The following is a 19,379-nucleotide window of genomic DNA, read 5'->3' as shown; positions in this document are numbered from 1 at the left end:
CTCGCCGGCCGGGGCTACTGGCCCCGGCCGGTCTCCTCCTGGAGCTCGTCGATCTTCACCGAGGCGTCGGCCTTGGTGATGTCGTCGGGCACCTCCTCACCGGCCTCGCGGGCCAGGGTGTTGAGGTAGCTCTTCTGCGCCCCGGTGGCCGGCTCGTCCCCGGTCACCCAGTCCTTCGGGTCCTTCTCGGTGCTGTTGGCTTCGCTCATGTGTTCGAGCCTAGGCCCGGGTGAGCTCCTGCGCAGCCCGAGCCGAGGCGGCGGTCGCCGCGGCCGTGGCCGAACGGGTGTCGGCCTCGGCGACCCGGCGGCGGGCGTCCTCCCAGCGCCGGCCGGTGCGGTAGACGTGCACGCTGCCGCAGGCGGGGCACTCGACCGAGAGGGCGACGTGCGTCGGGTGGTTGACGACCGACCGGATGCGCCGGTCGGCGACGAGCTCGTCGGACTGCGAGACGGGGCAGGTGATCAGCAACATGCGATCAGCCTGGCCGTCGGTGATCGCACCCACGAGTGGCCGGAGTGACACGGATCGCGTCATTCCTGCCATAGTGACTGCATGACCACTGCGCAGCGCCCGGTCGTCGTCAGCGCCATCGTCGCCGACGGCCTCGTCGGCACCTTCGGCATCGGGGTCGTCGCCGAGGTGTTCGGCTACGACCGCACCGCCATGGGGCTCCCGCCGTTCGACTTCGCGCTGGTCACCGACGAGCCGGGGATCATCCGGACCGACATCGGCATGCCGATCGTGGTCGAGCACGGGTTCGAGCGGCTGGCGATCTCCGACGTGGTGCTCATGACCGCGTGGGAGGGCATGTACGACAACCCGCCCGGCGAGCTCCTCGACGCCCTGCGTGCGGCCCACGCCCGCGGCGCGATCATCGTCAGCCACTGCACCGGCGCCTTCGCCGTCGCCGCGGCGGGGCTGCTCGACGGCTGCCGCGCGACGACCCACTGGCGCTACGCCGGCGAGCTCGCGGCCCGCTACCCGGCGGTGGACGTCGACCCCGCCGTCCTCTACGTCGACTGCGGGCAGATCATCACCGGCGCGGGCACCGCGGCCGGCGTGGACGCGATGCTCCACCTCGTCCGCCGGGAGTGGGGAGCCGCCGCCGCCAACGCGCTGGCCCGCGAGATGGTCGTGCCGCCGCACCGCGACGGTGGCCAGGCGCAGTTCATCGACGCCCCGGTCGCCGCGTGCGAGGACGACCTGCTCGGCGTGGTCCTCGAGTGGGCCCGCGGCCACCTGGCCGAGGAGATCACCGTCGAGGTGCTGGCCCGCCGGGCCCTCATGAGCCCGCGCAGCTTCGCCCGGCGGTTCAAGGCCACCACCGGCACCACCCCGCACGCCTGGCTGCTCGCCCAGCGGTTGTCCGCCGCGGAGACGCTGCTGGAGGAGAGCGACGCCCCGATCGAGGAGATCGCCCGGCTCGTCGGGTTCGGCACCGCGGCCGGGTTCCGCGACCAGTTCGCGCGGCGCCGCGGCGTCTCCCCGCGGGCCTACCGGCAGACCTTCCGCCGGGCGGTGCGGGCCGACAGCATCCCCGCGGACGACGACGCCGCGGCCTGACTAAGGAGCCCGCTGCCCCCCGCGCCTCGCGAGCTCGCCGCGGGCCCCTGCAGCGGGGCCGACCTCGACCGGCGGCGCCGTGCCCGCTGGGGGCGGACCGGCGCGGCCGGGGAAGCGCAGGCCGAGGAGGGTCCCGACCCGCTGGCGGACCGCCGGCGAGACCAGTCCGACCCCGGTCTCCCGCGCCTCGGCGCCCAGCTCCTCCCCGGCGACGACGACGTAGCGGTCCGGAGCGGCGTCCGCACGGCCGACGAACGCGCGGCGCACCGCGGCCGGGTCGGCGTCGACCGGCGCCTCGGTGACCGGTGCGTCGACGACGACGGTGAGGTCGGGGAGCAGGCCGCGGGTGGCCCACATCGAGGTCCGCAGGATGCGCTCGGCGTCCAGGCCCTGCCCGGCGCCGTGGAAGGCGATCGAGGCGTCGACGTAGTGCGAGCTGATCACCACCTGCTCGGCGGCCAGCGCCGGGCGGATGACGGTGGCCACGTGCTGGGCGCGGTCGGCGGCGGCGAGCAGGGCCGCGGTGTAGGCCTCCACCCGGGGGCCCTCGCCGTCGTCCCCCCGTGCGGGGCGGGGGACCGGCGCGGGCCAGCCGGGCTCGTGCGACGTCGTCGCCGGCCGCGGCGGGTAGAGCAGGCGGCCGACCCGACGGCCCAGGTCGGTGTCGCTGGGCTCGGACGTGACGACGACGGGACAGCCGCGGTCGCGGACGACGTCGGCCAGCGCCTCGGTGTACCGCCGGGTCAGCTCGCGGTCGGCGCCCTCGACGACGAGGAACAGCCCGGCCGACTGCGAGGTGCTGGTGAGGATGTCGGAGCTGCCCCACAGCAGCCGCAGGATGTCCCGCGCGCGGCTGCGGTGCCGGGGCGCCACCTGCCGGGTGGCGTAGACGCTGACCAGGAGCGCGATGGCGCTGCCGACCAGCAGGGTGAGCCCGGGGCCGGTGACGCTGAACAGCAGGTCGCCGATCCAGAACTCGTGCGAGCCGAGGACGCCGGCGAGACCGGGGCCGACCGCGACGGCCAGCAGCAGCACGATCCGGACCGAGGAGACGACGAAGGAGAAGACCCGGCCACGCAGCCGGTCCTCGACCTCCAGGCCGATCAGCGTGTAGCCGATGATCCAGCTCATCCCGGCGAACAGGCCCACGAGGAAGGCCGCGGCCGTGGCGAGGACGAAGTCCTGCAGCAGGCTCATCGCCAGCAGCGCCAGGCCGGCCATGCCGATGGCGCGGCCGAAGAGGGTGCGCCGCGGCACCGTCGGCAGGATGCGCGGTCCGACCAGCATGCCGAGCGCCAGGCCGGTGAACACGGTGCCGAAGATGATCCCGTAGCCGGCCGGCCCGGCCCGCAGCGTGGCGATGTAGAGCTGGGCCACGCCGATGATCAGCCCGCCGGCGCCGAACGCCCCGACGGTGCCGATGTAGAGCGCGCGCATGGTCGGCTGCCCGCGGAGGAACGAGACCCCCTCGACGATCAGCGAGAAGACGTTCGTCCCCTCGCTGCGTTCGGCGGCCCGCCCGGGCAGCAGGTGACGGGACAGGAAGATCGTGGACGCCGTCACCCCGTAGGTCAGCGCGTCGAAGACGAGCGCGACCTGGATCGCCGTCTGCTCGGCGCCGGGGCCGTCGGAGACGGCACGTGTCAGCGTCGACAGCAGGGCGAAGGCCAGCGCCGCGATCGGGACGGCGCCGTAGATGGAGAACTGCATCAGCTGGTTGGCCGTCGCCAGCCGCTCGCGGGGGACGATCGCCACCTGCATGGCCTGCTTGGCCGGGTTCGTGAACAGCCCGACCGCCTCGACCAGGAACTGGGCGACGTAGAGCCAGGTCAGCTCGTAGCTGACGGCGATCGACAGGTACAGGCCGAGCGCCAGCAGGTCGCCGACGACGGCGGTCACCCGCCGGTCGAGCTTGTCCGCGAGGGCTCCGGCCAGCGGGGCGAGCAGCAGGTCCGGCAGCAGCCGGGTCAGGATCACGCCGGAGATCGCCGCGCCCTGGACGGCCACCGACTCCTGCCGGGTGAGCTGTGCGGCCATCGCGGTGGTGGCGAGCAGGCCGAGCCAGTCGCCGAGGCTGGAGACGGTGACGGCCAGCCACAGCCGGCGGAACACCGGGATCCGGACGAGGCCCAGGAGCCCGCTGTCGGGCGGCGCGGGACCCCGGGGAGGACGCGCGCTCGCGTGGTCCTCGGTCACTGGCCTCGCCGTTCGCTCGTCGGTCGGTACGACGGGGAGGGTAGTGGCGGGGCTCCCCCGATCAGGGCTCCTGGAGCCCGGGGGAGTGGATTCCACCCGGACGGCGGACCTGCAGCGTCACGGGCTGCGGCTGCCGTCGCGGCGGCGGGCTGGCCGGGTGCGGGGCGACCATGCCGAGGTCCAGGCGGGCCTCGGCGAGCCGCCGGAGCTCCTCGTAGGCGGGGGCGCCGATGAGCGCGATCAGCTCGGCGGCGTAGGTGAGCACCATCGGCTCGGGGGAGACGTGGGCGGCCGGTGAGCCGGTGCACCACCAGTGCAGGTCGGCCCCGCCGGGGCCCCAGCCGCGGCGGTCGAACTCGCCGAGCGTCGTCACCAGGACGCGGCTGCCGTCGGGGCGGTCGACCACCTCCTGCTCGCGGCGGACCGGCAGCTGCCAGCACACGTCGGGCTTGGTGGTGAGCGGGTGCAGGTCCTCGCGCACCGCCATCCGGTGCAGCGCGCAGCCGGCGCCCCCGGGGAACCCGGGCCGGTTGAGGAACACGCAGGCGCCGTCGACCAGCCGGGTGCGCAGGGCCCGGGCGCCGTCCTCGGCGTCGGGGGCCTGCCCCTCGTCAGCACTGTCGGCCTCGGTCCACGCGCCGCGGCCCACCGGCGCGAGCTGCCAGTCCTCGTCGGTGAGCTCGGCCACCGCGGCGGTGACCCGCAGGAGGTCGTCCTCCTCGCTGAAGAACGCGCCGTGGCTGCAGCAGCCGTCGTCGGCGCGGCCCTCGACCACGCCGGCGCAGCCGCGGCCGAAGACGCACGTCCAGGCGGAGTTCAGCCAGGTCAGGTCGGCGCGGACGACGCGGCCCGGGTCGGCCGGGTCGGGGAACTCCAGCCACTCGCGGGGGTGGTCGGGGTCCACCTCGACCGGGACCTCGGGGTCGTTCTCGTGCGGCACGGACCCAGGGTAGGGAGCCCGGCGCCGGTGCCCGCGCGGCCGCGCTCGCGGGCGCCCGGCAGACTGACCGCATGCGGCTCGGGGTGCTGGACGTCGGATCGAACACCGTCCACCTCCTCGTGGTCGACGCCCACCGGGGTGGTCACCCCACCCCGACGCACGACGACCGGTGGCTGCTGCGCCTGGCCGAGCACGTCGGCGACGACGACCTGCTGTCCAAGGCGGGGGAGAAGGCGCTGATCCGCGCCGTGCGCGAGGCGTGCGCCCAGGCCGAGGAGCTGGGCTGCGAGGAGCTGCTGGGGCTGGTGACCTCGGCGATCCGGGAGGCCCGCAACGGCATGGAGGTCCTCGAGCGGGTGCGGGCCGAGACCGGCGTCGAGCTGCAGGTGACCAGCGGCGAGGACGAGGCCCGGCTGACCTTCCTCGCCGTCCGGCGCTGGTTCGGCTGGAGCGCCGGGCGGCTGCTCGTGCTCGACATCGGCGGCGGGTCGCTCGAGTTGGCAGCCGGCATGGACGAGGACCCGGATGTCGCGCTCTCCCTCCCGCTGGGTGCCGGCCGGATGACCCGGCGCTTCCTCCCGGAGGCCGCCTCGGGTGGCCGGCCCGACCTGGCTGCGCTGCGCGAGCTCCAGGAGCACGCGGACGACCTGCTGGCGCCCGCGGCCAAGAAGCTCCGGGCGGTGGGACCGCCCGACCTCGTCGTCGCGACCAGCAAGACCTTCCGGACCCTCGCCCGGCTGACCGGCGCGGCGCCCTACTCCGCCGGTCTGCGTGTCCCGCGCGAGCTGACCGCCGACGGGCTGGGGCAGCTGCTCGGCTTCGTCTCCCGCATCGAGAGCTCCGCGCTGGCCGAGCTGCAGGGCGTGTCGCCCGACCGCGCGCACCAAGTCCCTGCCGGCGCCGTGGTGGCGCAGGCGGCGATGCGCGCCCTGGAAGTACCGTTCGTCCGCATCGGTCCGTGGGCGTTGCGGGAGGGCGTCATCCTCCGGCGGCTGGATTCTCTGGGAGGCGTGTGATGTCCGCTCCGCGCAGGGACCCCGACACCGGGGGCCGGTCGCTGGCGGACATCCTCCGCGAGGCCGGGGTCGAGTCGCCGCGGACCGGCCGGCGCCGTCGCGGGGACAGCGTCGAGGAGCCCGTCGTCCGGCAGCGCGGCTCCCGGGGCGACGGCGACACCGGCCGGGTCGCCGACGGGCCGGCGTTCGGCCGCCGGGCGGGGGACACCGGCAAGACCCCGCCGATCGCGCCCGCCGACCCGGTGAAGGCCCGGGGACGGGTCCCCGCCGACCCGCTCGCCGGCCGGGTCCGCCCGCCGTCGCCCGACCTGCCCGCCTCTCGCGGGCGCGACTCGGGCGGGCCGTCGACCGCGGCCATCCCCGGACTGCGCCCCTCCCGCAAGCCCGGGGTGCCCGGCGCGCCGGGCGAGGACTCCGGGCCCTCGACCGGTCCGATCCCCGTCGTCCGGGACGACGACCCGCCGCTGCTGGAGGACGAGCCCGCCGGCGGCGCGCTCGCCTGGCTGCGGTTCGCCGGCGAGATGGTCGTCGCGCTGGCGGCCGGTGTCGGGATCTACCTGCTGTTCACCGTGCTCTGGGAGCAGCTGCCCCGGGCCACCGTCGTGATCGCCCCCCTCGCGGTCACCGCCCTGGTCGGCGCGGTCGGCGCCTGGCGGCACCGGTTCGGCGGCGAGCCCCTGGGGTTGCGCCTGGTCGTCGTCCTCGTCTTCGCCGGGACGCTGCTGACGGTGGCACCGGCCGCGGCGCTGGTGAACCGGATCTGAGCCCCTAGGCCTGCTCCTCCTCGGGATCGGTCTCGGCGTCGGCCCGGGCGAAGACGTCCACGATGGCGGCTCCGAACGCGTCGAGGTCGTCGGGGTTGCGGCTGGTCACCAGCGTCCCGTCGACGACGACCTCCTCGTCCACCCACGTGGCGCCCGCGTTGCGCAGGTCGGTCTGCAGTGACGGCCACGAGGTCATGCGCCGTCCCCGGACGACGTCGGCCTCGGCCAGCACCCAGGGGGCGTGGCAGATGGCGGCGACCGGCTTGCCGGCGTCGAAGAAGGCCTTCACGAACGCGACGGCGTCGGCGTCGGCCCGGACGAAGTCGCCGTTGATGACCCCGCCCGGGAGCACCAGAGCGGCGTAGTCGTCGGGATCGGCGTCGCCCACGGTGGTGTCGACCTTCCTGGGGTCGCCCTTGTCGATGTGCTGGTACATGGTGATCTGCCCCGAGTCCAGGGACACCAGCTCCGGCTCGGCTCCGGCCTCCTCGAGCGTCTGCCAGGGCCGCTCCAGCTCGACCTGCTCGACCCCGTCGGTCGCCAGGACGGCGACCCTCATCCCGCTCAGCTCGTCAGACATGGGGCGGCGGCTACCCCGCGACCCCGGGCGGCACACCCGGCCGGCAGACGGCGCCCGGATACGGTTCGGCTCCTGGTCCCGCGGACGGCGGGAGCAGCGGACGAGCGAGGGAGAGCGGGCGCATGACCGGACCGGTGCAGAGGCGAACCGGTGTGGCCGTCGTCGGCGGCGGCAAGATGGGCGAGGCGCTGCTGGCCGGGCTCGTCGCGCGGAGCGGCCCCGGCGAGGTCGTCGTCTGCGAGCGCAGCGAGGCGCGGGCCGCCGAGCTGACCGCCCGCCACGGCGTCGAGGTGCTCGGGCTGACCGAGGCGGCCGCGCGGTGCCGGGTGCTGCTGCTGGCGGTGAAGCCGCAGGACGTCGACTCCCTGCTGAGCGCGCTCGCCGGCTCGGTGGACGCCGGCCACCTCGTGGTGTCGGTGGCCGCGGGCGTCCCGACGGCCCGGATCGAGGCCGCGCTCCCGGCCGGTGTGCCCGTCGTCCGCGTCATGCCGAACACCCCGGCCCTGGTCGGGGAGGGCATGAGCGTGGTCTCCGCCGGTGCCCACGCGGGCGAGCAGCACCTGGACGAGGCCGAGGCGCTGCTGGCCGCCGTCGGCGCGGTGCGGCGGGTCCCCGAGGCGCAGCAGGACGCGGTGACCGCGCTGTCGGGCAGCGGGCCGGCCTACTTCTTCTACGTCGTCGAGGCCCTGGTCGACGCGGGTGTGCTGCTCGGCCTGCCCCGGACGCTCGCCGCCGACCTGGTCGTGCAGACCGCCGTCGGCGCCGCGGCGATGCTCCGGGACTCCGGCGAGCACCCGGTGCAGCTGCGCGAGGCGGTGACCAGCCCGGGCGGGACGACGGCGGCCGCGCTGCGCGCGCTGGAGGCGCACGGCGTCCGCGCCGCGCTCGCCGCAGCGGCCGAGGCCGCGCACGCCCGGAGCCTCGAGCTGGGCGCGCAGAACCCCTCAAGATAGGGGTCGACGGGCCCTCCGCGGCGCATCCGGGAGGCATGTCGCGCGCGCGGGTCGGCCGACGCGCCCGAGGGACATGTCGACAGAGCTACATAGGTGTATTTCTGCCCAGGACGGACCGGTCCGCATGTCCGTTTCATACGTCGCATCTGTCACGCCGGCCCCCCTACTCTCTGTATCAGCACGTGCGTGTCCCGTAGCCGGTGGGGAAGCCGGCACCCGATACGTGCTAGTCCGGAGACGAAGTCATGACCATGCCCCAGCAGCGTCACGCAGCCCAGTACGCCGCCCCCCGCCAGGGCGTCCCGGCTCCGCGTCCCGTCGGCCGGCCCATCTCGGCCGCCACGATGGCCCGCCCGGTCGGCCCGCAGCACCCGGCCGCGATGCCCGTCGGCCGCCCGGCCGCTCCGGCCCCCCGCGCCTCGGTCACCTTCCTGACCGTCGCCGAGGTCGCCAGCATGATGCGCGTCTCCAAGATGACCGTGTACCGCCTCGTCCACGCCGGCGAGCTCTCCGCCGTCCGCGTCGGCCGCTCCTTCCGCGTGCCGGAGCGCGCCGTGCAGGACTACCTGCGCGACGCCTACACCGACATCGCCTGAGGAAGGACCCCCTTCGTCCCCACCCTTCGCAGGCTCCGGGTGGGCCCCTGGGAGGGGGCGGAGGTGTGGCGGTCGGTCAGCTGCCTCACCCTCGAGCGGGGTGTCTCCGGCTCCCGCGGCAGCGTGGCCGCGGGCCTGCCGGGTATCCTCGGCGCGATGCGGCTCGGGGCACCGTCCCCGACCGGCCGCGCACGAGCTGATCACCCCCCGTGGCACCTGTCGACCTCACGGTCGCGGTGCCGCACCCGTAGACCTCAGGAGCACAGACCATGGGTTCGGTCATCAAGAAGCGCCGCAAGCGGATGGCGAAGAAGAAGCACCGCAAGCTCCTGAAGAAGACCCGCGTCCAGCGTCGCAACAAGAAGTGAGCTGACGCTCGTGCCGCCCGCGGTCGTCCTGGTCACCGGTGTCAGCCGGTGGCTGGGTGGTGCGCTGGCGGCCGAGCTCGCCCACGATCCCGCCGTCGGGCGGGTGATCGGGGTGGACACCGTCCCCCCGTCGGCGGAGATGCTGCGCCGGTTGGGCCGCACCGAGTTCGTGCGCGCCGACATCCGCAACCCGCTGATCGGCAAGGTGATCACGACGGCGTCGGTCGACACCGTCGTGCACATGAACATCAGCTCCACCCCGGCCGGGGCCGGTGGCCGCGGACCGATGAAGGAACTCAACGTCATCGGGACCATGCAGCTGCTGGCGGCCTGCCAGCGCGCGCCCTCGGTGCGCCGGCTGGTGCTGAAGTCGACGAGCGCCGTCTACGGGGCGTCCCCGCGTGATCCCGCCGTCTTCACCGAGGCGATGCCGGCCCGGCGGGTGCCGTCCGGTGGCTTCGCCAAGGACAGCCTCGACATCGAGAGCTACGTGCGGTCCTTCTCGCGCCGCCGTCCCGACGTGGGCGTGGCGGTGCTGCGCTTCACCAACTTCATCGGGCCGCGGATCGACTCGCTGCTCACCGGCTTCCTGCGGATGCCGGTCGTCCCGACGGCGCTCGGCTACGACGCCCGGGTCCAGCTCCTGCACGAGGACGACGCCCTGTCCGTGCTGACCCGCGCCACCACCGGGGACTTCGCCGGCACGGTGAACGTCGGTGGCGACGGGACGCTGCTGCTCTCCCAGGTGATCCGGCGGCTCGGCCGGTTGCAGGTGCCGCTGCCCTCACCCACCCTGGGCTCCCTGGGCCGGCTCACCCGCCGGTTCGGCTTCATCGACTACTCCCCGGAACAGATGCGCTTCCTCAACTTCGGCCGCGTCGTCGACACCTCCGTGCTGCGCACCGAGTTCGGCTACACGCCCCGGTACACCACCGAGGAGGCGCTCGCCGACTACGCGCGGACGGTCTCCCCCGTGGTCTCGCCCGAGCTCGTCGCCGGGGTGACCGGCCGGGCCGAGCGGGTGATCGGGCGCCTGGGGCACACCGCCGCCTCCGTGGGGGACCGGCTGCGCCCGGCCCCGCCGGCGCCGGGGCTGCGGGCGGTGCGCGATGCCTGAGGCCCGCGTCATCCCGCTGCGGCCCGACGACGACGAGCCGCACGTCCCGCCGTCGTCGCCGCCGAGCTGGGACCGGCAGCTCACCGACACCCTCGAGTTCCTGCAACGCCGACTGACCGGCGAGTACGCGACGGACGAGTTCGGGTTCGACCCCGACCTCACCGACAACGTGCTGCTGCCGATGCTCCGGCCGCTGTTCAACCGCTGGTTCCGGGTGGAGACCCACGGCGTCGAGAACGTGCCGGCCACCGGCGGCGCGCTCGTCGTGGCGAACCACTCCGGCACCATCCCGGTCGACGGGCTGATGACCACCGTCGCCCTCCACGACGACCACCCCGCGCAGCGGCGGTTCCGCCTGCTGGGCGCGGACCTGGTCTTCGAGCTGCCGTTCATCGGTGCGATGGCTCGCAAGTTCGGTGCCACCCTGGCCTGCAGCGAGGACGCCGAGCGGCTCCTCACCGACGGCGAGCTGGTCGGGGTCTTCCCCGAGGGCTTCAAGGGAGTCGGGAAGCCGTTCCGCGACCGCTACACGCTGCAGCGGTTCGGTCGGGGCGGTTTCGTCACAGCGGCTCTGCGGACCGGCGTGCCGATCATCCCCTGCGCCATCGTCGGGGCCGAGGAGATCTACCCGATGATCGGCAACGCCAAGACGGCCGCGCGGCTGTTCGGGCTGCCCTACCTGCCGATCACCCCGACGTTCCCGCTCCTCGGCCCGCTGGGTCTGGTGCCGCTGCCCTCGAAGTGGCTCATCGCGTTCGGCGAGCCCATCGAGACCGCCTCCTACGGTCCCGCCGCCGCCGAGGACCCGATGCTCGTGTTCAACCTGACCGACCAGGTCCGCGAGACCATCCAGCAGTCGCTCTACCAGCTCCTGCTGAAGCGCCCCTCCGTCTTCGGCTGACCGCTCAGAAGAGGCGGGCGAGCAGGCGCTTCGGGGCCGGGGGCGGCGGCGCGACCGGCTGGTTGCGGCGGCGGATCGCCAGCGTGCCGCCGACGACGCCGCCGGACAGCGCGGCCGCGGCCAGCGTCGGGATGCCGATCTTGGCGGCCTTGCGTCCGGTCCGGAAGTCGCGGATCTGCCAGCCGCGCGACCGCGCCACCGCGCGCAGCTCCGTGTCGGGGTTCACCGCGACCGCGGTCCCGGTGAGCGTGAGCATCGGCAGGTCGTTGGACGAGTCGCTGTAGGCCGTGCAGCGGGACAGGTCCAGCCCCTCGCGCTCGGCGAGCGCGCGCACGGCCTCGGCCTTGGCCTCGCCGTGCATCAGCTCGCCGACCAGGCGCCCGGTGTAGTGGCCGTCGCGGACCTCGGCGACGGTGCCGAGGGCGCCGGTCAGCCCGAGGCGCTGGGCGATGATGCTGGCCAGCTCCACCGGCGTCGCCGTCACCAGCCACACCCGCTGGCCGGCGTCGAGGTGCTTCTGCGCGAGCACCCGGGTGCCGGCCCAGATCCGGTCGGCCATCAGCTCGTCGTAGATCTCCTCGCCGGCCTCGATGATCTCGCTGACCGGTCGTCCGGTGACGAACGCCAGGGCGTTCTCCCGGATGGTGTGCATGTCGTCGGCGCTCTCGTTGCCGGCCATCCGGAACTTCGCCTGCTGCCAGGCGAAGCGGGCCAGGTCGCGCGCGGTGAAGTACTTCCGCGCCGCCAGTCCCCGGGCGAACCAGAACAGCGACGCGCCCATCATCATCGTGTTGTCGACGTCGAAGAAGGCGGCGCCGGTGGCGTCGGGGACGACCGCGGCCGGTGGCTCGACCTCGGCCGCGGCGGCGGAGGCGGCGCCGGCGACCGACGCCCGTGACTCCTCGCCGACTCCCGGGTTCTCCGGGACCCGGCGGCCGCGGAAGGGCAGGACCGGCACGGGCGACCTCCTCGGCTCCGGGCCCGCCACGAGCTGCAGCGGACCTGCACCCTGGACCCTAGTGCGACCCCGGGCCCCGCTCAGCTCAGCGGTCGCAGAGCAGCCCGAGGATGCACGGCAGCGGGAGGTCGATCAGCGGCGGGGGCAGGCCCGGCGTCGTCGTCGCGGTGGGCAGCGACGGCACGGTCGGCGTCGTCCCGCCCGGACCGGGCAGCGGCAGGGGCAGCGACGGCGCCGGCGGGCGCGGAGCGGTGGACGGCGCCCCACCCCCGGAGCCGGTGCCGCTCCCGGTGCCCGCCGGGGGAGCCGGCGGACCGGACGGTGCCGCGCTGGGCGCCGACGGGGCCGGCGGCTGCTCGCCGGCCGGAGGACCCGCCGGGTCGGCCGGGGGAGCGGGCGCCGCCGACGGCGGGGCGACGACCTCGCAGACGCCGGGGATCGGCCCCAGGTCGTCGCTGCCACGGCTGGGCGGGAGGGCGGCGCACCCGAGCGCGGCCTGGACGGCGGCGACCCGGGCGTCGACGGCGTCCAGCAGCTCGAGCGACGCCTGTGCCGCGCCGGTCGTGGCCGCGGGCAGGGCGGGCTGCAGCTCCGCCAGGGCGGTCGACTGCTCCTCGCTCCAGGCGGCCAGCCGGTCGACGGGTGCCGCGGACCCGGACCCGAGCGCGGAACCGACCAGCAGGGCGGTGCCCTCGGCGGTCTGCTCGTCCATCGTCGCGAGCGTCTGGACGACCAGCTCGGGGTCCTCGGGGGTGGCGGCCAGCTCGTCGAGCCGGGTGCTCGCGAACTCCAGCAGCGTGAGCGCCCGGTCGTCGCCGGCCAGCGCGAGCTGCGTCTGCTCGGTGCCCCGCTTCAGCGGGTACAGCAGGTCGCCCGGCTGGGCGTCGGCGGAGAGGGCGACGAGGGTGCCCAGGGCGCTGACGGCGAGCGCGGCGCCGGCGAGCCCGGCGGTGACCCGGGTGCGCCAGCGCGACCGCGGGCCGTCCGACGCCCGCGCACGGAGCAGCCGCCCGGCGAGACCCTCGGGCGCCGGCTCGGGGGACCGGACCGCGGCCATCGCCACCAGGCGGGCGCGAGTCGCGGCGCGGAAGTCGGCCGAGGGCTCGTCGTCCAGCGCGGTGCTCAGGTTCCGGAGCCGCTCGACGACCAGCTCCTCCCGGTCCCGCGCGCCGGCGGAACGGAAGGGGGGTACGGCGCTGTCCTCCGTCCTCATCGCGTCCCTCCGGTCGATCCCCGGCGGATCCCACTCCCCGGGACCCGCATCCGGCAGACCAACGACCCCTGACGGGGAGTCGTTACGGGGTACTCACGGGTAACCACAGAAATTCTCCCGGCCGGCCCCGCGCTCACCGCAGACCCTCCGGGAGCAGGCTCGCCAGCCGACGGACGGCGCGGTGCTGCAGGGCCTTGATCGCGCCGTCCTTCTTCCCCATGACCGCCGCGGTCTCGGCCACCGACAGCCCCTGCAGGAACCGCAGCGAGATGCACTCCTGCTGCTCGCTGCCCAGCTGCCGGACGCAAGCCAGGAGCTGCTCGTGCGTGAGCCGGGAGACGACGGCGTCCTCGGGGCCCTCGGTCGCCCGGTCGGCGTCGCGCATGTCCGCGGTCGCCACCTCCAGCCGGTACCGGCTGCTCTTCACGTGGTCCCGGACGATGTTGCGCGCGATCGTGACCAGCCAGGCGCCCACGTCGCGGCCCTGGAACGACAGCGAGTCGATCCGGCGCAGCGCCCGCACGAAGGTCTCGCTGGTGAAGTCCTCGGCCAGGGTCCGGTCGCCCACGCGGTGGTAGAGGTACCGGAAGACCATCGTCACGTAGTGGTCGTAGAGCCGGCCGAAGGCCTCGGCGTCGCCCTCCTGCGCCAGCCGGACCAGTTCCCAGACGTCGACCTGGTCGTCGGGCAGCGCGTCGGTGAGCGCGGCGTCCTCCGCCTCCGACTCCGCCTCCGACTCCGCCTCGGCGGTCGGGTCGTCGGCGAGGGCGCTGGGGTCGGTGTGCTCGGGGGCGTCCCCGACGGGTGCCGTCGGTGCCGGGGCGGGCAGCGGCGCCAGGTCCGCCACCACGTTCGGCAGCCGGGGCGGCGCGGCCACCGACTCCCCGCTGACCCGGGGGTGCGGCGTGGGCCGGGGTCGGGGGCTGGGCCGGCGCGGGGCGGGAGCCAGCCCCGTGGCCCCTTCCGGGACGGCGGCGGACCGCTCGTCCAGGGGTCGGGAGGAGGCCATGCGCGGCGTCGACCTCCTCGTCGGCCCGGGGGGATCGGGACCGGCTCGTCCGGGGCGCGCCCCGTCCGGAGGCCGCGCGCGTGCTGCGGTGCTGGTCACATGGTGACAACATCGCGGGAGCCCGTCCACGCCACCCGGGGAGCCGCCCCTCGCGGGTGTCCCTCCGCCGGGTGGAGACCCCGCGCGCCACGGAGGAGATGCCCAGTGTCCGGAGCACCGCCCTCGCTCTCCGCGCTGGTCCGCACCGCCGCGCGCGAGCGACCCGAGGCGCCCGCGGTGGTCGCCGGCGACGCCCGCCTGACCTGGTCGGAGCTGGACGCGCTGGTCGACCGCGCCGCCGCCGGGTACGCCGAGCGCGGCATGGCGCCCGGCGAGCGGGTCGCCGTCCAGCTGCCCAACGGCCTGGCGTGGCTGCGCGCCACGCTCGGCGCGCTGCGCGCGGGACTGGTCGTCGTCCCGGTGAACACGGCCTACACCGATCCCGAGCTCGAGCACGTCCTCACCGACTCCGGCGCGACCCTGCTCGTCGCGGGGGAGGACCGCGCGCCGATCGCCGGCGTGCCGGTCTGCCCCGGGCCGCCGGAGGGCGACGGCGCCCCGCCCGACGTCGAGGCCGCCCCCGACGGCCTGGCGTTCCTCGCCTACACCAGCGGCACGACCGGCCGGCCGCGCGGCGCGATGCTGAGCACCGCCGCGGTCCGGGCCAACCAGGAGCAGTGCCTGGCGATGGACCCGCCGCCGGTCCGCCCCGACGACCGCGTGCTGCTCGTGCTCCCGCTGTTCCACGTCTACGGCCTCAACGCCGGCTTCGGCCTGGTCGCCGCCACCGGCGCCTGCGCCGTGCTGATGGAGGCCTTCGAGCCGCGGGCGGCCCTGGCGCTGATGACGGACGAGCAGGTCACCGCCGTCCCCGGCGCGCCGCCGATGTACCAGGCCTGGCTGGCCGTCGCCGACGCCGAGGGGGACGCCGTCCTGCGGCGTGCCTTCGCCGCGGTCCGCATCGCCTCCTCCGGCGCGGCCCCGCTGCCCGAGGAGGTGTGGACGGCGATGCGGGACCGCGCGGCCGTCCGCGTCCACGAGGGGTACGGCCTGACCGAGGCCTGCCCGGTGGTGGCCAGCACGCTGGCCACCGGGCGGTCCAAGCCCGCCTGCATCGGCGGCCCGCTGCCCGGGGTGGAGATCCAGCTGCGCGACACCGCCACCCACGAGGTCGACCCGGACGTGCCCGCGGAGGAGGTCGCCGACGAGGGGCCCGGCGAGATCTGGGTCCGCGGCGACAACCTCTTCTCCGGCTACTGGCCCGACGGCGCCGACGGGCCCGACGCCGAGGGCTGGCTGGCGACCGGCGACCTGGCCTACCGCGACGACGACGGCGACCTGCACCTGGTCGACCGGCGCAGCGACCTGATCCTGGTCAGCGGCTTCAACGTCTACCCCGCCGAGGTGGAGCGCGTGCTCGACGCGCACCCCGCGGTGCGGGAGAGCGCGGTCATCGGTGTGCCCGACGCCCGGACCGGCCAGGCGGTGCGCGCCGTCGTCGTCCTGGAGCCGGGCAGCTCCGCGACGCTCGAGGACCTGCAGGAGCACGCGGCGTCGTCCCTCGCCCGGTACAAGGTGCCCACCTCCGTGCACTTCCTGGGGGCGCTCCCGCACTCGCTGACCGGCAAGGTCAGCCGCGCCCGGCTGCGCGAGCTGGGACTGACGCGGGCCGAGGAGGAGCCGGCCGGGGCGGTGACGCCCGGTGCCTGACCCGGGCCGGCTGCAGTTGGTCGTCCGGGAGGGCTGCCACCTGTGCGAGACGGCCGCGGGCGCGGTCGCGCCGGTCGCCGCGGAGGCCGGCCTCGCCGTCGTCCCGGTGGACGTCGACGCCGATCCCGGGCTGCAGGCCGAGTACGGGGACCGGGTGCCGGTGCTCCTGCTCGACGGGCGGGAGCACTCCTACTTCACCGTCGACGTCCCCCGGCTGCGCCGCGACCTCGGTCTCTGACCCCGTTCGGGTGGCCGGACCGCCGCGCGGCTATGGTCCTCACCACAGCCGGCCGCATTCGCGCTGCCCAGCGGCCCACGAGCCCGGCAGCGACTTTGTTCCTGCGTTCACAAGCGGTTAACGTGGGCGGCGCCGGGCGGTCTCCCGCTCGGATCCCGATGTCGACCGTCGCGCACCGGCACCCGCCGGCCGGACGGCGCGCCCGCTGTGGAGACAGTTCCCGTGAACCCGTCGAGGCCCCGGATCCCGGAGGCCACCGTGGCCCGCCTGGCCGTGTACCTCCGGGTGCTCGGCGGGCTCGCCGACAGCGGACGGTCCAGCGTCTCCTCCGGTGAGCTGGCCGGCGCGGCCGGGGTGAACCCGGCGGGGCTGCGCAAGGACCTCTCGCACCTGGGCCCGTGCGGCGTGCGCGGCGTCGGCTACGACGTGGCCGGCCTACGGGACCGCATCGCGCGGGTCCTCGGTGTCGAGCGTTCCCGCGCCTGCGTCCTCGTGGGCCTGGGCAACCTGGGCTCCGCGCTGGCCGACTACGCCGGTTTCGGCAGCCGCGGATTCGAGTTCGTCGGCCTGTTCGACAGCTCGCCCGAGCGGATCGGGCAGGACATCGGCGGCCGCCCCGTGCGGCCGCTGACCGAGCTCGACGAGGTGGTCGCCACGACGTCGGCCACCATCGGTGTCATCGCCACCCCCGCCGAGGTCGCCCAGTCGGTGTGCGACCGGCTGACCGCCGCTGGGGTGCGGAGCATCCTCAACTTCGCGCCGGTCACCCTCGCCGCGCCGGCCGGGGTCGACGTCCGCCAGGTGGACCTCTCCGTCGAGCTTCAGGTCCTGGCCTTCCTGGACACCAGCCGGGACAGCGACGACGTCGTCCGCGTGCCGGCGCTCGGGGGGATGTCATGAGCCTGCTGGCCGTCGGCATCAGCCACCAGACCGCGCCGGTCTCCCTGCTCGAGCAGTTCGCGATGACCTCCGACGACACCGTCAAGGCGCTGCACGAACTGGTCGGCAACGACCACGTCAGCGAGGCCATCGTGCTGGCCACCTGCAACCGGGTCGAGGTCTTCGCCGGCGTCGACCGCTTCCACGGCGGGGTCACCGAGGTCAGCCGGGTGCTCGCCCGCCAGGCCGGCGCCACCGTCGAGGAGCTCTCGCCGTACGTCACGGTCCACTACGAGGACCAGGCCGTGGCGCACCTGTTCACCGTCGCCGCCGGACTGGACTCCATGGTGGTCGGGGAGACGCAGGTGCTCGGCCAGCTGCGCAACGCGTACGCCCTGGCCCGCGACCAGGGCACGGTCGGCCGCGAGCTGCACCCGGTCGCCCAGCACGCGCTGCGGGTCGGCAAGCGGGTGCACTCCGAGACCGGCATCGACAAGGCCGGCGCCTCCCTCGTGTCGGTCTCCCTCGACCACGCCGAGGAGCGGATCGGCCCGCTCCGGGGCCAGACGGCGCTCGTCGTCGGCGCCGGGTCCATGGGTGCGCTGGCCGCGGCCACCCTGTCCCGCCGCGGCGCGCTGGTCACCGTGGCCAGCCGGACGCCGGAGTCGGCGGCCCGCCTGGCCGCCGCCGTCGACGGCGCGACCGCCGACCTCGACGACCTCCCGGCCGCGATCGCTGCGGCCGACCTGCTGCTGACCTGCACCGGGGCGACCGGCCTCGTCGTCGGCACCGACGCGGTCGCCGGCGCCATGCGCGCCCGGACCGACCGGCCGCTGGCCGTCGTCGACCTCGCGCTGCCCCGCGACGTCGACCCGGCCGTCGCGGGCCTGCCCGGCGTGCACGTCGTCGACCTGGCCCTGCTGCAGGGGGAGCGGACAGCGGCCGACGACGCCTCCCTGGCCGGCGCCGTCGCCGCCGACGACATCGCCGCCGCCCACGCCCTCATCGAGGCCGAGACCGCGCTGCTGCGGGCCGAGCGGCAGGCCGCGGCGGTCGCGCCCACCGTCTCGGCGCTGCGCAGCCAGGCCGCGGAGGTGGTGGACGCCGAGCTGCTGCGGCTGTCCACCCGGCTGCCCGACCTCGACGCGCGGGCCCGGTCGGAGATCGCGCGCACCGTCCGCCGGGTCGTCGACAAGCTGCTGCACGAGCCGACCGTGCGGGTGAAGGAACTGGCCAGCACCCCGGGCGGCGTCGACTACGCCGACGCGCTGCGCGAGCTGTTCGGCCTGGGCATCGACACCGGCGTGCCCGCCGAGCACGGCCGCCTCGCCGACGCCGTGTCCGTCGACCCCGACGAGCTCGGGGGGACGGCGTGACCTCGACGCAGACCACGACGACGCTGCGGCTGGGCACCCGCGCCAGCCAGCTCGCGACGACCCAGTCCCAGCACGTGGCCGACGCGATCACCGCCGCCACCGGCGTCCCGGTCGAGCTGGTGCACATCAGCACCGAGGGCGACCGCTCGGCCGCGGCGATCGCGCAGCTCGGCGGCACCGGGGTGTTCGTCACCGCGATCCGGCAGGCCCTGCACGAGGGCACCGTCGACGTCGCCGTCCACAGCTACAAGGACCTGCCCACCGCGCCCGAGCCGGGTCTGGCGCTGGCCGCCGTCCCGCCGCGGGAGGACCCGCGCGACGCGCTGGTCGCCCGCGACGGGCTGACCCTCGGCGAGCTCCCCGCCGGCGCCCGCGTCGGCACCGGGGCGCCGCGCCGGGTCGCCCAGCTGCGCGCGCTGGGCCTGGGCCTGGAGATCGTCCCCATCCGCGGCAACGTGGACACCCGCATGGCCCGGGTCGTGCCCGGTGACCTGGACGCCGTCGTCCTGGCCCGTGCCGGGCTGACCCGCCTCGGCCGGCTGGACGCGGTCACGGAGACGCTCGACCCGCTGCAGGTGCTCCCCGCGCCGGCGCAGGGCGCGCTCGCCGTGGAGTGCCGGGCCGACGACGCGGCGACCCTGGCCGTGCTGGCGGCGCTGGACGACACCGTCACGCGCACCTGCGTCCTCGCCGAGCGGACGGTCCTGGCCGCGCTCGAGGCCGGCTGCAGCGCGCCGGTCGCGGCCTACGCCGAGCTCGCCGAGGGGGAGGACGGCGCCGAGCTGTTCCTGCGCGCCTCGGTGACCGCCCTGGACGGCAGCGACGGCGTCCGCGGGTCGGTCACCGGCCCGGCGGAGGACGCCGTCCGGCTGGGGCGCGAGCTCGCGGCCGAGCTGCTCGACCGGGGCGCGGCCGAGCTGATGGCCGCCTCCCGGTGAGCCGACCCCCGACCTCCCCCCG

At 75.6% G+C, this 19,379-nt stretch carries 21 protein-coding genes; 13 read left to right on the top strand and 8 right to left on the bottom strand.

Annotated features, from left to right (window positions below):
• Nucleotides 1-14 precede the first annotated feature (14 nt).
• Together DQ240_RS18935 and DQ240_RS18930 are read right to left on the bottom strand one after the other, a co-directional pair.
• Complete coding sequence (locus DQ240_RS18935) at nt 15-209, bottom strand: DUF3072 domain-containing protein (protein WP_113841271.1); 195 nt, start codon at nt 207-209, stop codon at nt 15-17.
• Nucleotides 210-219: 10 nt separating this feature from the next.
• The gene (locus DQ240_RS18930) at nt 220-474 is read right to left on the bottom strand and encodes a hypothetical protein (RefSeq protein WP_147262036.1); all 255 of its coding nucleotides are present in this window, start codon (nt 472-474) and stop codon (nt 220-222) included.
• Nucleotides 475-555: 81 nt separating this feature from the next.
• Here DQ240_RS18930 and DQ240_RS18925 point away from each other — a divergent pair, with 81 nt between their 5' ends.
• Complete coding sequence (locus tag DQ240_RS18925; protein ID WP_113841269.1) at nt 556-1,566, top strand: helix-turn-helix domain-containing protein; 1,011 nt, start codon at nt 556-558, stop codon at nt 1,564-1,566.
• Here DQ240_RS18925 and DQ240_RS18920 read toward each other — a convergent pair whose 3' ends face one another.
• Nucleotides 1,567-3,762: an MFS transporter gene (locus DQ240_RS18920; protein WP_158548807.1), complete on the bottom strand. Its 2,196-nt coding sequence runs from the start codon at nt 3,760-3,762 to the stop codon at nt 1,567-1,569. It lies immediately after the preceding gene.
• Nucleotides 3,763-3,823: 61 nt separating this feature from the next.
• The gene (locus DQ240_RS18915; RefSeq protein WP_113841267.1) at nt 3,824-4,702 is read right to left on the bottom strand and encodes a hypothetical protein; all 879 of its coding nucleotides are present in this window, start codon (nt 4,700-4,702) and stop codon (nt 3,824-3,826) included.
• Between the two features lie 71 nt (nt 4,703-4,773).
• Between DQ240_RS18915 and DQ240_RS18910 the strand changes: the two genes are divergently transcribed.
• Both DQ240_RS18910 and DQ240_RS18905 read left to right on the top strand, forming a co-directional pair.
• The gene (locus DQ240_RS18910; protein ID WP_113841266.1) at nt 4,774-5,718 is read left to right on the top strand and encodes a Ppx/GppA phosphatase family protein; all 945 of its coding nucleotides are present in this window, start codon (nt 4,774-4,776) and stop codon (nt 5,716-5,718) included.
• A complete protein-coding gene (locus tag DQ240_RS18905) occupies nt 5,718-6,482 on the top strand; it encodes a hypothetical protein (protein WP_113841265.1) in 765 nt (254 codons plus the stop codon). Before DQ240_RS18910 ends, DQ240_RS18905 begins: the two co-directional genes overlap by 1 nt.
• A 4-nt stretch (nt 6,483-6,486) precedes the next feature.
• Here DQ240_RS18905 and DQ240_RS18900 read toward each other — a convergent pair whose 3' ends face one another.
• Entirely contained in the window at nt 6,487-7,062 is a 576-nt protein-coding gene (locus DQ240_RS18900) for a type 1 glutamine amidotransferase domain-containing protein (RefSeq protein WP_113841264.1), read from the bottom strand.
• Between the two features lie 122 nt (nt 7,063-7,184).
• Here DQ240_RS18900 and proC point away from each other — a divergent pair, with 122 nt between their 5' ends.
• The 5 genes from proC (at nt 7,185) to DQ240_RS18875 (ending at nt 10,997) form a co-directional block, all read left to right on the top strand.
• Nucleotides 7,185-8,015 (top strand): pyrroline-5-carboxylate reductase, encoded by an 831-nt coding sequence (proC, locus tag DQ240_RS18895; protein ID WP_113841263.1) that lies wholly within the window; start codon nt 7,185-7,187, stop codon nt 8,013-8,015.
• Between the two features lie 380 nt (nt 8,016-8,395).
• Nucleotides 8,396-8,611 (top strand): helix-turn-helix domain-containing protein, encoded by a 216-nt coding sequence (locus DQ240_RS24550; RefSeq protein ID WP_091941630.1) that lies wholly within the window; start codon nt 8,396-8,398, stop codon nt 8,609-8,611.
• A gap of 269 nt (nt 8,612-8,880) precedes the next feature.
• Nucleotides 8,881-8,979 (top strand): 30S ribosomal protein bS22, encoded by a 99-nt coding sequence (locus tag DQ240_RS18885; RefSeq protein ID WP_012854759.1) that lies wholly within the window; start codon nt 8,881-8,883, stop codon nt 8,977-8,979.
• A gap of 10 nt (nt 8,980-8,989) precedes the next feature.
• Complete coding sequence (locus DQ240_RS18880; protein WP_113841262.1) at nt 8,990-10,096, top strand: NAD-dependent epimerase/dehydratase family protein; 1,107 nt, start codon at nt 8,990-8,992, stop codon at nt 10,094-10,096.
• Nucleotides 10,089-10,997 (top strand): lysophospholipid acyltransferase family protein, encoded by a 909-nt coding sequence (locus DQ240_RS18875; protein WP_113841261.1) that lies wholly within the window; start codon nt 10,089-10,091, stop codon nt 10,995-10,997. The genes DQ240_RS18880 and DQ240_RS18875 overlap by 8 nt, the downstream gene beginning before the upstream one ends.
• 4 nt (nt 10,998-11,001) lie before the next feature.
• Here DQ240_RS18875 and DQ240_RS18870 read toward each other — a convergent pair whose 3' ends face one another.
• The 3 genes from DQ240_RS18870 to DQ240_RS18860 form a co-directional block, all read right to left on the bottom strand.
• Nucleotides 11,002-11,955, bottom strand: a complete 954-nt coding sequence (locus DQ240_RS18870; RefSeq protein ID WP_113841260.1) for an HAD family phosphatase — start codon at nt 11,953-11,955, stop codon at nt 11,002-11,004.
• An 85-nt stretch (nt 11,956-12,040) separates the two neighbouring features.
• Complete coding sequence (locus DQ240_RS18865) at nt 12,041-13,168, bottom strand: DUF5667 domain-containing protein (RefSeq protein WP_113841259.1); 1,128 nt, start codon at nt 13,166-13,168, stop codon at nt 12,041-12,043.
• 133 nt (nt 13,169-13,301) lie between these two features.
• Nucleotides 13,302-14,177 carry a sigma-70 family RNA polymerase sigma factor gene (locus tag DQ240_RS18860; RefSeq protein ID WP_113841258.1) on the bottom strand — a complete coding sequence of 292 codons (876 nt, stop codon included), beginning with the start codon at nt 14,175-14,177 and terminating at the stop codon, nt 13,302-13,304.
• 204 nt (nt 14,178-14,381) lie between these two features.
• Between DQ240_RS18860 and DQ240_RS18855 the strand changes: the two genes are divergently transcribed.
• The 5 genes from DQ240_RS18855 (at nt 14,382) to hemC (ending at nt 19,357) form a co-directional block, all read left to right on the top strand.
• A complete protein-coding gene (locus DQ240_RS18855; RefSeq protein WP_233498820.1) occupies nt 14,382-15,926 on the top strand; it encodes an AMP-binding protein in 1,545 nt (514 codons plus the stop codon).
• The gene (locus DQ240_RS18850) at nt 15,919-16,164 is read left to right on the top strand and encodes a glutaredoxin family protein (protein ID WP_113841256.1); all 246 of its coding nucleotides are present in this window, start codon (nt 15,919-15,921) and stop codon (nt 16,162-16,164) included. The genes DQ240_RS18855 and DQ240_RS18850 overlap by 8 nt, the downstream gene beginning before the upstream one ends.
• A gap of 222 nt (nt 16,165-16,386) precedes the next feature.
• A complete protein-coding gene (locus tag DQ240_RS18845; protein ID WP_113841255.1) occupies nt 16,387-17,064 on the top strand; it encodes a redox-sensing transcriptional repressor Rex in 678 nt (225 codons plus the stop codon).
• A complete protein-coding gene (locus DQ240_RS18840; protein ID WP_113841254.1) occupies nt 17,061-18,419 on the top strand; it encodes a glutamyl-tRNA reductase in 1,359 nt (452 codons plus the stop codon). The genes DQ240_RS18845 and DQ240_RS18840 overlap by 4 nt, the downstream gene beginning before the upstream one ends.
• Nucleotides 18,416-19,357 (top strand): hydroxymethylbilane synthase, encoded by a 942-nt coding sequence (hemC, locus tag DQ240_RS18835; protein WP_113841253.1) that lies wholly within the window; start codon nt 18,416-18,418, stop codon nt 19,355-19,357. Before DQ240_RS18840 ends, hemC begins: the two co-directional genes overlap by 4 nt.
• Nucleotides 19,358-19,379: the final 22 nt, after the last annotated feature.

The sequence above is a fragment of the Blastococcus sp. TF02A-26 genome (genome assembly GCF_003319125.1).
Taxonomy (GTDB): Bacteria; Actinomycetota; Actinomycetes; order Mycobacteriales; family Geodermatophilaceae; genus Trujillonella.
Note: the sequence above shows the minus strand (reverse complement) of the source record. Positions and strands in the feature narration are given on the sequence as shown.

Excerpts from the sequence above, each read along its gene's own strand:
- DQ240_RS18935 (WP_113841271.1), bottom strand. The coding sequence starts at position 209 with ATGAGCGAAGCCAACAGCACCGAGAAGGACCCGAAGGACTGGGTGACC.
- DQ240_RS18930 (WP_147262036.1), bottom strand. The coding sequence starts at position 474 with ATGTTGCTGATCACCTGCCCCGTCTCGCAGTCCGACGAGCTCGTCGCC.
- DQ240_RS18925 (WP_113841269.1), top strand. The coding sequence starts at position 556 with ATGACCACTGCGCAGCGCCCGGTCGTCGTCAGCGCCATCGTCGCCGAC.
- DQ240_RS18910 (WP_113841266.1), top strand. The coding sequence starts at position 4,774 with ATGCGGCTCGGGGTGCTGGACGTCGGATCGAACACCGTCCACCTCCTC.
- DQ240_RS18905 (WP_113841265.1), top strand. The coding sequence starts at position 5,718 with ATGTCCGCTCCGCGCAGGGACCCCGACACCGGGGGCCGGTCGCTGGCG.
- DQ240_RS18900 (WP_113841264.1), bottom strand. The coding sequence starts at position 7,062 with ATGTCTGACGAGCTGAGCGGGATGAGGGTCGCCGTCCTGGCGACCGAC.
- proC (WP_113841263.1), top strand. The coding sequence starts at position 7,185 with ATGACCGGACCGGTGCAGAGGCGAACCGGTGTGGCCGTCGTCGGCGGC.
- DQ240_RS24550 (WP_091941630.1), top strand. The coding sequence starts at position 8,396 with ATGCCCGTCGGCCGCCCGGCCGCTCCGGCCCCCCGCGCCTCGGTCACC.
- DQ240_RS18885 (WP_012854759.1), top strand. The coding sequence starts at position 8,881 with ATGGGTTCGGTCATCAAGAAGCGCCGCAAGCGGATGGCGAAGAAGAAG.
- DQ240_RS18875 (WP_113841261.1), top strand. The coding sequence starts at position 10,089 with ATGCCTGAGGCCCGCGTCATCCCGCTGCGGCCCGACGACGACGAGCCG.
- DQ240_RS18865 (WP_113841259.1), bottom strand. The coding sequence starts at position 13,168 with ATGAGGACGGAGGACAGCGCCGTACCCCCCTTCCGTTCCGCCGGCGCG.
- DQ240_RS18860 (WP_113841258.1), bottom strand. The coding sequence starts at position 14,177 with ATGGCCTCCTCCCGACCCCTGGACGAGCGGTCCGCCGCCGTCCCGGAA.
- DQ240_RS18840 (WP_113841254.1), top strand. The coding sequence starts at position 17,061 with ATGAGCCTGCTGGCCGTCGGCATCAGCCACCAGACCGCGCCGGTCTCC.